Origin of the sequence: Shewanella sp. SG44-6 (assembly GCF_014164185.1) — a bacterium.
In the GTDB taxonomy this organism is placed as follows: Bacteria; Pseudomonadota; Gammaproteobacteria; order Enterobacterales; family Shewanellaceae; genus Shewanella; species Shewanella vesiculosa.
Genome location: NZ_JACJER010000129.1, coordinates 1 through 12,506, shown reverse-complemented (window position 1 = coordinate 12,506; position 12,506 = coordinate 1). Strand labels below are relative to the sequence as shown.

Sequence of the window (12,506 nt, the reverse complement as noted above, 5' to 3'; positions counted from 1 at the left end):
GATCAACTGTTTGCCATGAATTTAGCGGAAGGTATGTTGAGCCTAAACGGCCAATATAAGGTGATATTACAAGATAAAAACTTAGCCCCAATCACTGATATAAAAGTCACCAAGGGGCAGATAACAATTGATCGCTTTAAAGCCTTGTATCAACAAGATGAGAAAATTGCGATTGATGTGTTAGCGTTAAAAAACATCAATCTTGATAGCCTGAAAAAACGCGTGAATATTGATGAGTTCCACACTGAAAATGGTAAAATCAAACTCAAGATCACCCCGACAGGCGCTGATCTCGTTGCGTTATTGCTACCTAAAAATACTGAGCTAACGACTGAGGTTGATACCGTAAATAACACTCGCACAGATGACGCACCATCAGAAGCATTAAATAGCGATACCACAAAAGCGAGCACTTCTGAGCCAGCTGATCCTGTGACAGACAAGGCGGTTGCGGTAGTCAACAAGCTCACTACAGAGGTTGCCACTGAACAGACTACAGATGCTAATGCTGACGATGTTATGGTCAATAGCACTAGCCAACAAACGCAAGCCTCTCTTGGCTCTGAAACAACAGCGTTATCTGCGTCCACAGCAGAAACGGCCTCAGTAGCAACTCAATCGCAAACGGCATCTAAAGCCGTTGACGCTGATGCACCTTGGCTCGTGACGCTCAACAAAATCTCTATTGCAAAATATTTAGTCGAACTGGGTGAAGGTATTGCCAGTGATAACATTATCCTATGGCAAATTGGCCCAATAGATATCGGTACTGGTATCGTGAAATCTGATCTATCAACTCTAATTGATTATCAACTTTCAGCAGGCATCAATGCTCAGAGCTTATTAACCTCTGTTGGGCAAATTGATGCCGTCGCGCAAACTGTCGATGCGGACATCGATTTTAGCAACATGTTGTTATCACGCTTACAACCCTATATCGCCCCGTACATAAATATGACCATAGAAGACGGGATGTTTTCAACTAAGGGCCGTTTGCATGCCGATGCCAAGGACATGCTGACCTACTCAGGTAGCGCAAACATCAGCCAATTGCATATTAACGATAATGTCTTAAAACAGCCTTTGCTGACATGGGAAACCATGGACATCAACCAATTAGCGTTTGATCGTCAACAAGCTAAAATTGATATCGATGAAATAAACTTCGATACCCTATTTAGTCGCCTAATTATTTCCGCTGACCGCACTACCAATATCAGTGCATTAATCAACACAACTGACACTGCAACACCCCCTAAGCAAGTTGGCGTTGAACCCAGTAATGCCAGAGCGACATCCGCCGATGAAGCTGCGGTATTATCGGCTGGCAATGAGTCACCCGCCACTGCCAAGTCCGCGCAAATGCAGCTTAATATTAATAAAATTGGTTTTAAAGACAGCTCAGCCTTCTTTGCAGATAACTCCTTAACACCTAATTTTGCTTCCGGCATTGAAATGCTTAACGGCCAAATCACCAACTTATCATCGAATCCTGAAACTACAGCATCCGTTGATTTAACGGGTAAAATAGACAAATATGCACCCGTAACCCTTAAAGGCGATGTTAATCCATTACTCGCGCAGCCTTACCTCGACCTTAACTTAAACTTTGATAAAGTTGAACTGACCTCGGTTAACCCTTATTCAGGCACTTATGCAGGCTATTATATTGATAAAGGCCTGTTGTCATTAGACCTCAACTACCAACTTAAAAATAATGCCTTGGTCGGTAGCAATCACGTTGTGATTGATCAACTCAAGCTAGGTAAACCTAGTAATAGCAGCCTAGCCACCAGCCTACCGGTTACGCTAGCCGTTGCGTTGTTGCAAGATCGCAACGGCGTGATTGATTTGGGCGTTGATGTTTCTGGGGATATTGATTCTCCAAGCTTTAGCTTTGGTAGCATAATAATTAATGCGTTAGGCAATGTTATTACCAAGGTTGTCACCTCACCTTTTTCGTTTTTAGCAGGTCTTGTGGGTGATGATGAAGAAATGGATAGAATCAGTTTCGATTATGGACTAAGCACGATTACGCTTAAACAAAAAACCACATTAGACAAGCTGGCTAAAGCGTTAATTGACCGACCGCTACTTAATCTTAATATCAAAGGCAGTGTCGACTTAATTAACGACCAACAAGCGTTAGCTGAATCTCAACTGCATAAAAAGCTGGCTAAAACGGCGGGCATTAAATTCAAAGATTTCCCAAAAAGTTTATCTGCTAGCCAGTTTCCTGCAACAGGGCCGATAGCTGATGCACTCTACCAACTGGCGGAGCAAGAATTGTCACAACCACCACAGGACATCAAGCAAACGCTCAAACAGCAAACACCAGAAATCACAGAAGCCGAATTGATCACTCGCTGGCATATAGGCTTGTACAATATGCTTAAAAACCAACAGCAATCTACTCGTGATGACTTAGGCGAATTAGCACAACAGCGTGCGAAGGCCGTAAAAGCCTATTTAATCGATCAAGCCGGTATTGATGCGGGTAAAGTATTTGTACTTGAGAGCCGTATCAACACAGCTGAAGATGCCGCTGAAGCATCGCTTGAACTACAAGTAAAATAACCTGTTGTTAGCTGTTAACCGCTATCGACATCGGGTAGACTGCGCATACATTGCAAACGAGTCATAACAAGCGTTTGCAATCATGTCATATTATTAATAGCTAAGATTGAGGTTATCTATGTTTATCGTTCGCTGGATTTTAGGTCGAATTATTTTGTTGTTAAATTTTGTGTTTGCCCCTAAAAAGCGCCAACGTCCGCAAGAGCAACAAGCGACTGTCGATCAACAGACTCAATCACTGGCTTTGTATCAATACGCAGCCTGCCCTTTTTGCGTCAAAGTGCGTCGTGAAATGCGTCGTCAAAACCTAAACATTAATTTAGTTGATGCTAAAGAAGAGCAACACAAAAGCGTGTTAACTAGCCAAGGCGGCAAACTACAAGTGCCTTGTTTACGTATTGAGCAAGACGGTAAAACCCAATGGTTATATGAGTCTAAAGCCATTACGAGTTACCTTAACGAACGTTTCGCTTAAAGCGTTATCCGCTTAAATTAGCGACAACCTAGCGAATATGTAGCCACAGTGCATCACAACACTGTGGCGAATAAACGTCTGCGGATCTCTTTGCTACTCATGTTATTGGGTTATTAATCAATGGTGAATATGAGATTGGCAGCGTTTATGCCAAAATTTTTTAACCAAGAATTAATGAGGTTATGTGTGTCAAAATTCGGCTTAATCGTCTGCAGTATCATACTGCTAAGCGCGTGTAGCGCGAGCGAACCAGATCCAATGGATTTTGTTGGCCAATTTCGCGATGCATTTAGCACGGAAATTAAAGGCAACGGGATTAAGTTATTTGTCTACAAGGCTAAATTAGCTACCGCTCTTGATCGCAGTATACCCAGTGACCCGCCGCAAGACAGAATAATACGTCGCAGTACACAAGATGCACAAAGCTATCTCATTGAGCAACGTAATGCTGAAAACCGTCTCGAACTATGGAACCAACAAATCGATATCGGTGTCAGAAAAACCATCGAAATGAACGGTTATTGTCAGGCTGGCTTTATTGAATTAAGTCGTTATGTTGAAGCTGAACGCGGTGAAATTCGTGGCGAATGTAACGATGGCGCTACTGCTGAAGATATCAAAAAATTCGCTAATTAGTCGTTAATCCGGTGATGTTTTTAGTCTACTGAAAGTACTAATAATGCGACAGTTAGATAAAACACTATATCCAGCTAAGCAATTAAGTTAAAATTAGCCTCCAAATTTTCTCGTGATGGTGCCGTTGGCTCCAAGACCAGTGTCATCACGCTTTGATATGCTATTTATTGTCTACAAAGATATAAATAGTTTATCGTTTATAAAGTAAGAAATCAGATGAACAGAAAGCAAGAGATGATCAAAAAGTTGGCAAAACGAGCTAAGGCTCGTCAGAACAAAGTCGTGCCAGCGAATCCAAGTAATAAGCCAGTTGAGCGTTATATTTCTAAAGCTGAACGCGAAAAAATTGCGTTAGCTGAAGCGGCAGAACAAATTGCTGCCACAGAGACAAGTAACCCGGAAACTGACAAAGACTAACACCTATTAAGCTGTTAGTAACAAAAAGCCCCTATCTTGGTCAAACCAAAATAGGGGCTTTTTATTAGCTGTTCAATATAGACTCAATAGGGAATAAACCGTTATCGGAATAACCTGATGCCATTATTTGCTTGTGTCTGTAGGCCTAGTGTCAGTATTAGCGTTATTTGTACCAGTTTTATCGTCAATGGTTTGATCTTTAATCGATGATGCTGGAATAGATTGCTCTGCAAAGCTGGTGTTAACGTCGTCCTTATCGGTATTCGCTTTATCGACAGGAGTCTGCTCGGCGAACTGTTTACACAAGGGCTCTTCATCCAATTGCGCCATCTGAGTACGCCCAGACATAGGTGACGGTGCCGCGACCATATCAATGTTAATCACATCGTTTTCTAACACTTGTTGATTGGCTGCTGCGGACACTAAGCCTTGACGACTAATTTTATCCACTAATCGATATGCGCAAAAAATACCAATCACACCAAAGATAATTGCTCCAATCACCTGACCGATGAGCACCCCAAATACCCCGCCCCACTGCGCACCAAAATACACAAAGGGGATAGTGCCAATGGTGGCTTTACCGACGTTAAAAAAGGTTGAATATTTGGCTTTACCTAAATTATTAAATGACGCATTGGCAATAAATAAGATACCCGAAAAGATAAAGAACACCGCGATATATTGGCAGAAAAACAAAATCAACTCGGCAGCATCACCTTCCATATCAAAACTACTGACAATCACATTACGCAATAAATACAGCCCTAGCGACATCACTAATACGTAAGCCACACAAAACTGAATAGCGTTGGTCAAACTTAATCTCACACGCTCTATTTCATTGGCGCCAAAGTTTTGTCCCACAATCGGCCCAACGGCGCCAGACAGAGCAAAAATCATCCCAAACGTTACAGGGATCAAGCGGCCTAATACCGCCCAACCGGCCACATAACTGTCACCAAAATCGGCTATGGCACGCGTAACTACGGCATTACCAATTGGGGTGGCCACATTGGTGAGCATTGCTGGGGCGGCAATGGCAAATATTACCCTGAGATCTTGTTTAAACTCGTCAAATGAGAATCGACCTAACAACTTATGTTTTATCACCACACCGCGCGCGGAGATAATGAATACTGCGATACGAGCAAGAACTGACGCGGCCGCTGCACCTTCGATGCCCATTGATAAAGAAAAAATAAAGATAGGATCCAACACCGCATTAACACCGCCACCAGCGAGTGTTGACATCATCGACAATTTTGCATCACCCACGGCACGTAAAGCGCCACCCAATGCCATGGCTAAACAAATAAACGGTAACGATGGCAGTAGAATATACAAATAGCTTTGGGCTAGCTCTGCAGTACGCCCTGTTGCACCGATTAATGCGAGCAGCTCTGGAACAAATGTAATCACCACTGCAGCCACCAACACACTGGTCACTAATGTGACTATGGCACTGTTTAAGAATAATCTTTTCGCTAACTTAATATTCTTAGCACCCACAGCTTTTGACACTAAGGCACCAAGGGCAATGGATAAGCCGATACCAATAGAAGTGGTAAAAAATGAAATGGTGCTGGCATAACCTGCCGCAGCAGCAAGCTCAACTTCGCCGAGCAAGCTTAAGAAGAAAATATCGAGTAAATCGACAACAAATAACGCCGAAATACCGACCGCAGCGGTCGAACTCATCACTAAGATGTGGCGTAAAATGGGGCCTTCGACAAATTTAGCTGTGGTCATTGGTATCCTTGAGATGAAATCACCCTGCGCAAGATTGTCACTGGACGATGAATAAAGGTAAAACTACAGCTTTTCTAACTCGCTGCCACAATGATTACAGTACTCGGCATCATTATCGTGGCCTTTTTTACCGCAATTATTACATTTACGTAAATCACGGGTTCTGACCATTTCATTTGAGATCTCAGCGGTTAAAATGCCGGTTGGAATGGCAATAATCGAATAACCAATAAGCATGGTTAGCGCAGCAATCCCCTGACCTAACGTAGTTTGCGGCGTAATATCTCCATAACCCACAGTGGTAATCGTTACGATTGTCCAATACATTGATTTAGGTATGGAAGTAAAGCCATTCACTGGGCCTTCAACAACATACATAATCACACTCAGTACCATAATGATCAGGCTGACCGAAAAGAAAAACAGAAACACTTTACGGCTCGACAGTATCATGGCTTTGAGCAATATATTACCGTCACTTAAATAGCGCAGTAGCTTTAATACTCTGAATACACGGAATAGCCTTAACACTCTTATTGCTAATGCTAAATTTGCACCAGGGAATATCAAACCTAAATAACTGGGCAAAATAGACACTAAATCGACTACACCGAAGAAACTGCGGGCATAGTGTAACCGATTCAATGAACAATATAATCTTAATATGTACTCAACGGTAAAGATTACCGTAAAGGTCCATTCTCCAATACGAATATAATCACCATATTGCGCATGAATAGTCCCTATGGTGTCGATAAAAATCAGTGTCACACTCAGTACAATGCAAATCATCAGTGCAATATCGAAGCGTTTACCTGCTGGCGTTTCAGTACCAAATATCACGCTTCTGAGTGTTTGTTTTAGTGGGCTGTCGGCTTTTTCTTCGGTATTCATTTTAGGTTTCGCTGTATTAGGTTATATCTATCAAAAAACTTGCAAAAACTTGCAAATAACTCGGTCAACTAATATCAATTAACCCTTGATGTCGTTAAAATCTAACATTGACCGCCGAGATTTAACATTCACAATCGGTCATTTTACAATAAAAAATAAAAAGGTCATTGGTTTACGGAGATTTCATGCGCACGCTGTCTATATTATTCATGGTTATATTTTGTTGCCCTTTGTTGGCGAATGCATCATCAGCTCAATCTTTAAAGGCCAAAGTCGATTTAGTTGTCGTTAATAAATCTGAATCCCGCATGTCTGTTATGCGTGACGGAAAAGTGATTAAAAGTTATCTGATTGCTATGGGTGACGTGCCCAGTGGTCATAAACTTAAAGAAGGTGATCAACGTACTCCACAAGGTCGTTACACCTTAGATTATAAAAAATCGGATAGTGCATTTTATAAATCGATTCATATTTCATATCCTAATGAAGAAGACAAATTGCGTGCTGACGCATTAGGCATAAGAGCCGGTGGTATGATCATGATCCACGGTGAAAACCCTCGCTCATCGTTACCGCCAGAAGAAGCACAAAAGTACAACTGGACCAACGGTTGTATAGCTGTCACCAACAAAGAAATGGATGAACTTTGGCAAATGATTGATGCTGGTACGCCAATTGAGATATGGCCATAAGCTGATCTACTATCAACCATACCATTTTGCTTTGTTTTTTGGGTTATTAAATGAATTACCAATACTTACAACATACTTGGCCAGATTTTAGTCAACGCATTATTGCATTCATACATCAGTTAGGTTTAGAAGGTTTATCCCTTCATTGTGATCACGCAGCTCTTCGAGTGAATAACAGCCAAACGGCGCAGTTACTGGCAGATGAATTTAGTCAGTATGGAGACATTATCTCTAATAACATGATTAACGGTCGGCCGATTTTAATCATTAAATTAGTTGAGCCATTAGTTATGGGGACAATGAACATTCAGTGTGTTGAACTGCCCTTTCCTTCAGACAAAGCTTATCCCGTTGAAGGTTGGGAACATATCGAATTAGTGTTTCCATCACAAGCGAAAACCAGTGAAGCATTCGTGGCAGAACTCATGGAACATGCCCCACAATTAGCTAAGATTATTGTCGCGGATAGTGCCAATACCGGTAAAAGTGAGCATAACATTAAGGTAAAGCTAAGTTCACCTAAAGGTGATAACGAACGCTTAGCAAATCCAACCATCGCATTTAAAGCCAATGGTATTTGCGTTAAAGTGCATCCGCACGATATTCAAACTATTCTAGCCAGTGAATCGGCAAGCTAATCTCTTTACTGGTAATGGTTTATCTTAACCCGATTAGCACTAACTAGTAGCGGCTAACTTTCGCGGTAAAATTCCGCTCAAGCGAGCTCCCAATAGGGGTATCAGATGTGATACCTAGCCAGTTGAAGTAACTAGCTGACACCAAAGTTATCCTATAAAAAGAAGCGAGACCATTATTGCTTAGTCACAGGAAATAACGACATAGCATAAGCAAAACACGCTATGGCGATTAGACTAAACTGTCAATCGTTGATAACCTCAGCCTTGCTGGATCTTAAAACTGTTAAGTTTGCTTGGAAATGTGTGACGATCGATATGCTCGTCACTTCGCCATATCAAATACATAGAATATTACAGTTTATCAAATGCCCTTTTATCAAGCAGTTTGATAAGGAGATCGATACGCTTATGGGCTAAATAATCCTCGCAACGATTAAAGCAAACTGTCACAAGCAATAGTAAGAACCATACAAAGTTCTGTTCTGCTAATAAATCAAATTCTGCAATATAGACAATCGCGGCAATGGTCGCGCCAAAAATTCCCCATTGAATAAGCCAGCTATACGATTTAGGCCTCAATGTATCTAAATTAGCGCGTAATAGGTTAATTCTTTCAATTTCATTTGATTCAGCAATATTATCTATTGGAGTTTGATTCATTTTTTTACAGTTCCATTGTATAAGCGCGCTTAATTATCAAGCAATTTTGATTGATGTCATTGCTAGTAACATCAATAATCTACAGGCAATACGTCTAATATGATTGCGATGTCATTATTACTAATTTACATTAAATGACTATATATTTCGTACAACATAGCTGGGTATATCAATTTTAGCCCCACCTTCACTGAAGTTGGCATCTAAGGCATAAGCCATTTTCTCTAAAGGGGATTCGTGATAGCCAAAGGTTTGAATTTCATCCATGTAACGAAGTATAAAATCTTGGGCGCCTAAATGTGCCCATTGAGCCACATGGACTAACTCATGAAAGTGTAAGCGCAAACTCGAAACATTATGGCGAAGTACGTAATAGGTATTCTTATAGGTAATGCCACCAGCTTGCATATCCATAAAGCTACCGAATCCCATTTGGCGAAGCTCAGGGAAGTCAGGTTTTGGGATCTCGTCTACCACAACGAAATAAGCTTGTTCAAGAAACGCTAAAGGATAAAAACCTTCAAACTCACTGAAAAATTTAGCACAGCAAATTCGTTGTTGTTTATATTCGACATTGGTTTGATCAATCCATTTCTCAATTTTATGAAGCATCTTTATATCCCTATTTAATGCACCATTTAAATGGCAATCTTGCTGATTTTGGAATTTTGGATAAATGAATATCTTTTTCGACTAATCTAAGCAAGCGTAATAACAAAAATATCGACGCCATTATACACATCAGCATCACACATTTTTGCAAAGATGCTTGAGTGATGAAATATTACTCAATATGCTATTCAGCGTCATATTCTTAGCAATAACATGATTAACTGCTGTCATCCTTTAGTTAGACAAAAGATATGTGAGCGACTAATCTATTATTACCTTACCTTTGCGAGTATTTACTATACGTTTTCTACTGTTGTTTTTATGCTTGTATAGTCTTGGTGCTATTAGCAAACCTATTGAATTAACGAATGTTCCTAGTGAACTATTCATTAATAAACACTTAACGATTCTACAAGACCGTAGTGCGGATTTGTCGTTCCAGAATGCCTTTAAACAATATAAACAAGGTAAGTTCACGCTAAATGCCGATGAAAGAGCCAGTTTTGGGTTTATTCATGATGCGCTTTGGGCATCTGTGTTAATCAATAATTCATCGGATAAAGAGATAAAGAAAGTGCTTTACCTCGATACCGCTTGGCTAGACCATGCTGATTTTTATTTTATGCGTCAAGGTAAGGTTGTAGATAAAGCGTTTATTGGTGACACACTACCGTTTAATGCACGAGAAAATAAAACCCGTATGCTGTCACAGCAATATTCGTTTAAGCCTGGCATCACTCAGGTGTTTATGCGCTTTGAATCACAAGACCCTCTGCTGATTCCATTGTACTTAACAACTCACGACGCTATACAAGATAACCTAATAATCTCAAGTTATTTTTATGGCTTTATATATGGCGCATTTTTTATACTTTTCGTTTATAACATTACGCTTTTTATCAGTTTAAAAGATAGCAGCTATGTATTCTACTCTTTGTATTTATTGTCATTTTTTTGTTTAAATATTGCTTATACTGGCCATGGCTTTAAATTTATTTGGCCCAATAGCTTATTGTTACAACAATGGTTAATGATATTGTTTTTATATTGTTACATCGCTTTTAGTATCGCCTTTTGTTTTGAATTCCTTAAATTAAAAGTGTTTGCGCCTAAAATATATCAAATAAGAAAGTGGGTATATACTGGCCTAATACTGTTAATCACCAGTCTATTTCTCAATGCAGACCAATTACTCGCCGTTAATATAGGTGTCGCCCTGACGTCGCTATTAGTGGTTATTTTTTTATCTTTGGGGTTTTTAGTCTTAAAAAATGGTCACGATACGGTTAAGTTTTTTATTCCTGCTGTATTTCTCGGCGCTGGAGGTGCGGCGACCTCTGCAGCAACTACTTGGGGCTTTATTCCCTATAGCACACTGATATTTCACAGTATTGAAATAGGTATGTTAATTGAAATGTCAATTTTAGCTTTAGCATTGGCCTTTAATTTAAAGAAGGTAGATAAAGCTCGTATTACTGCTGAAGTCAGCGCGCAATTAGATCACTTAACTGAATTATACAATCGTCGTGCTTTTACTGTAGCCGTTAGCCCGTTATGGAATTTAGGTATAAGAGATCAACAAGCCTTTTCAATAATCCTGTTGGATATCGATTGGTTTAAAACAATAAATGATGATTATGGTCATGCAGCTGGAGATGATGTACTTAAAAGTATTGCTCAAACATTGCAACAACACATCAGAAAAAGTGATATTTTAGCGCGTTGGGGAGGTGAAGAGTTTATCATTTTCTTACCTAACACCACTCAATCAGATGCAATTAATCTCGCGGATCTCATTCGCAAAAACATACAAAAAATGACAGTTTTACATGACACTGGCCCGCTATCAGTAACTGCCAGCTTTGGTGTCGCGGTTTACAATGAACAAATGACTGAATTAGAGGACCTAATCAAACTTGCCGATGTTGCTTTGTATAAAGCCAAAAACAGTGGCCGTAATGTTGTTTGTCACATGCCACAAAACCAAACCATTAAAAACCAAGAAGTTAATAAAATGACGCCTATTTAGCTGGCTAAATGACATCAGCCTCTGCGTGAGTGAATCTTAAGACTAACCAATCCAATTGCCTTATACACTCATTAGTGGGTCTTTTAGTTCAACCGCTTGGTTGAGTACCTTGATAGTCTTTAATTAACGCTTACAAAGCGTCCTTGAAAATAGCCAAGTAACATGCAGGCAAGGCCTAGCGCAATACTTAGCTATGCAAGATCATTTGCTAGTCGTTAATAGCGCCGGGCTGTCTTTTTTGCCTTGAACAATAATAAGCATAAATACACCTATCATAATGGCAATATCTGCGACATTAAAAACTCCCGTTCTTAGACTGCCAACGCCAATATTGAGAAAATCAATCACAGCACCATGATTAAACACGCGGTAATGGAAATTACTAATACCACCTGAAAAAATAAGTGATAGTGCAAGTAAAGATGGCAGATTCAGCTGGGTATTTAGTAACAAATAACACAATAAACCTAATAAAAATGCCCCTACCAATATCACAAAAAGCCAAAACCGAGCTTGCTCCGACATGCTATTACCCAAACCAAGAAATGCGCCAATATTTTCAACGAAACCGACTCTAAGGGTGTCATTAAGGTAACTGACCATTGCATTTTTTGTCAGGTATTCTGATGCCAGCAACTTAGTCGCTTGATCAATGCCGACACAGGCAAAGCTCACTGAAAAAATTATTAACAGTCTTTTCCGAACGTCCATGTTTACTCCAAAATATTGATGACTATAGGCTAATTAACCGATAAGAAACCGAGTTTGTGTATTGGTGTCTTTCTTTTCCGAAGTATTTATTTCAATCCTGAATAATCCAAACAAGAACAGCGTGCCTATCATCACTATCGCGGCAGAGACATATAGCCCAATATCATAACTGCCAAAAGTTTCAGTAAGATATCCGGTACATACAGGCGCAAGAATTTGGGCCGCACCATAGGCCAAGGTCATAGTCCCCATAAACTTAGCCGGGTTACTAGGGTAAAACTTACCCGCCATTGTTAATACCATGCTAACACATGCGATAAAAGTCCCGCCGAACATTAATGCACTTAAGATCACCACAGGTAAGCTGTCATTTATAGCTGGAAGAATAATCCCTATGGCCTGAAGAATATACG

14 protein-coding genes are annotated in these 12,506 nt (G+C 40.1%); 8 read left to right on the top strand and 6 right to left on the bottom strand.

Translation table 11 applies throughout. The annotated features are described in order from the left end of the window. The 4 genes from H5185_RS18060 to H5185_RS18045 all read left to right on the top strand — a co-directional run. Positions 1 to 2,577 (top strand): DUF748 domain-containing protein (locus H5185_RS18060; protein ID WP_182742786.1); only part of this gene is annotated, 2,577 nt, incomplete at its 5' end. Positions 2,578 to 2,695: 118 nt separating this feature from the next. After that, positions 2,696 to 3,052, top strand: a complete 357-nt coding sequence (locus H5185_RS18055) for a glutathione S-transferase N-terminal domain-containing protein (protein ID WP_182742785.1) — start codon at positions 2,696 to 2,698, stop codon at positions 3,050 to 3,052. Between the two features lie 186 nt (positions 3,053 to 3,238). Further along, a complete protein-coding gene (locus H5185_RS18050; RefSeq protein ID WP_182742784.1) occupies positions 3,239 to 3,688 on the top strand; it encodes a hypothetical protein in 450 nt (149 codons plus the stop codon). A 216-nt stretch (positions 3,689 to 3,904) separates the two neighbouring features. After that, on the top strand, positions 3,905 to 4,105 hold the full coding sequence (locus H5185_RS18045) for a DUF2986 domain-containing protein (protein ID WP_124016026.1): 201 nt from the start codon (positions 3,905 to 3,907) through the stop codon (positions 4,103 to 4,105). Between the two features lie 123 nt (positions 4,106 to 4,228). Here H5185_RS18045 and H5185_RS18040 read toward each other — a convergent pair whose 3' ends face one another. Then, on the bottom strand, positions 4,229 to 5,857 hold the full coding sequence (locus tag H5185_RS18040; protein ID WP_259396253.1) for an MATE family efflux transporter: 1,629 nt from the start codon (positions 5,855 to 5,857) through the stop codon (positions 4,229 to 4,231). Positions 5,858 to 5,920: 63 nt separating this feature from the next. Next, positions 5,921 to 6,751 (bottom strand): ion transporter, encoded by an 831-nt coding sequence (locus H5185_RS18035; RefSeq protein ID WP_124016027.1) that lies wholly within the window; start codon positions 6,749 to 6,751, stop codon positions 5,921 to 5,923. Between the two features lie 209 nt (positions 6,752 to 6,960). Here H5185_RS18035 and H5185_RS18030 point away from each other — a divergent pair, with 209 nt between their 5' ends. Further along, positions 6,961 to 7,443, top strand: coding sequence for a murein L,D-transpeptidase family protein (locus H5185_RS18030; RefSeq protein ID WP_259395350.1), 483 nt, complete (start codon positions 6,961 to 6,963; stop codon positions 7,441 to 7,443). A 50-nt stretch (positions 7,444 to 7,493) separates the two neighbouring features. Next, positions 7,494 to 8,081, top strand: a complete 588-nt coding sequence (locus H5185_RS18025) for a VOC family protein (RefSeq protein ID WP_182723845.1) — start codon at positions 7,494 to 7,496, stop codon at positions 8,079 to 8,081. Positions 8,082 to 8,432: 351 nt separating this feature from the next. Here H5185_RS18025 and H5185_RS18020 read toward each other — a convergent pair whose 3' ends face one another. Continuing rightward, positions 8,433 to 8,741, bottom strand: a complete 309-nt coding sequence (locus H5185_RS18020; RefSeq protein ID WP_124016030.1) for a hypothetical protein — start codon at positions 8,739 to 8,741, stop codon at positions 8,433 to 8,435. Here H5185_RS18020 and H5185_RS23475 point away from each other — a divergent pair. Next, on the top strand, positions 8,740 to 8,844 hold the full coding sequence (locus tag H5185_RS23475; protein WP_124016261.1) for a flagellar basal body protein: 105 nt from the start codon (positions 8,740 to 8,742) through the stop codon (positions 8,842 to 8,844). The genes H5185_RS18020 and H5185_RS23475 overlap by 2 nt on opposite strands. A 35-nt stretch (positions 8,845 to 8,879) precedes the next feature. Here H5185_RS23475 and H5185_RS18010 read toward each other — a convergent pair whose 3' ends face one another. Next, positions 8,880 to 9,353, bottom strand: a complete 474-nt coding sequence (locus H5185_RS18010; RefSeq protein WP_124016031.1) for a hypothetical protein — start codon at positions 9,351 to 9,353, stop codon at positions 8,880 to 8,882. 325 nt (positions 9,354 to 9,678) lie between these two features. On the opposite strand from H5185_RS18010, the gene H5185_RS18005 reads away from it, so the two are divergent. Continuing rightward, positions 9,679 to 11,382 carry a diguanylate cyclase gene (locus H5185_RS18005; protein ID WP_182742783.1) on the top strand — a complete coding sequence of 568 codons (1,704 nt, stop codon included), beginning with the start codon at positions 9,679 to 9,681 and terminating at the stop codon, positions 11,380 to 11,382. Positions 11,383 to 11,583: 201 nt separating this feature from the next. On the opposite strand, the gene lspA is transcribed toward H5185_RS18005, so the two are convergent. Both lspA and H5185_RS17995 read right to left on the bottom strand, forming a co-directional pair. Next, entirely contained in the window at positions 11,584 to 12,093 is a 510-nt protein-coding gene (gene lspA, locus H5185_RS18000) for a signal peptidase II (RefSeq protein WP_182742782.1), read from the bottom strand. Positions 12,094 to 12,126: 33 nt separating this feature from the next. Next, positions 12,127 to 12,506 (bottom strand): YbfB/YjiJ family MFS transporter (locus H5185_RS17995; protein ID WP_182742781.1); only part of this gene is annotated, 380 nt, incomplete at its 5' end.

Excerpts from the sequence above, each read along its gene's own strand:
- H5185_RS18055 (WP_182742785.1), top strand. The coding sequence starts at position 2,696 with ATGTTTATCGTTCGCTGGATTTTAGGTCGAATTATTTTGTTGTTAAAT.
- H5185_RS18045 (WP_124016026.1), top strand. The coding sequence starts at position 3,905 with ATGAACAGAAAGCAAGAGATGATCAAAAAGTTGGCAAAACGAGCTAAG.
- H5185_RS18040 (WP_259396253.1), bottom strand. The coding sequence starts at position 5,857 with ATGACCACAGCTAAATTTGTCGAAGGCCCCATTTTACGCCACATCTTA.
- H5185_RS18035 (WP_124016027.1), bottom strand. The coding sequence starts at position 6,751 with ATGAATACCGAAGAAAAAGCCGACAGCCCACTAAAACAAACACTCAGA.
- H5185_RS18030 (WP_259395350.1), top strand. The coding sequence starts at position 6,961 with ATGGTTATATTTTGTTGCCCTTTGTTGGCGAATGCATCATCAGCTCAA.
- H5185_RS18025 (WP_182723845.1), top strand. The coding sequence starts at position 7,494 with ATGAATTACCAATACTTACAACATACTTGGCCAGATTTTAGTCAACGC.
- H5185_RS18020 (WP_124016030.1), bottom strand. The coding sequence starts at position 8,741 with ATGAATCAAACTCCAATAGATAATATTGCTGAATCAAATGAAATTGAA.
- H5185_RS18010 (WP_124016031.1), bottom strand. The coding sequence starts at position 9,353 with ATGCTTCATAAAATTGAGAAATGGATTGATCAAACCAATGTCGAATAT.
- lspA (WP_182742782.1), bottom strand. The coding sequence starts at position 12,093 with ATGGACGTTCGGAAAAGACTGTTAATAATTTTTTCAGTGAGCTTTGCC.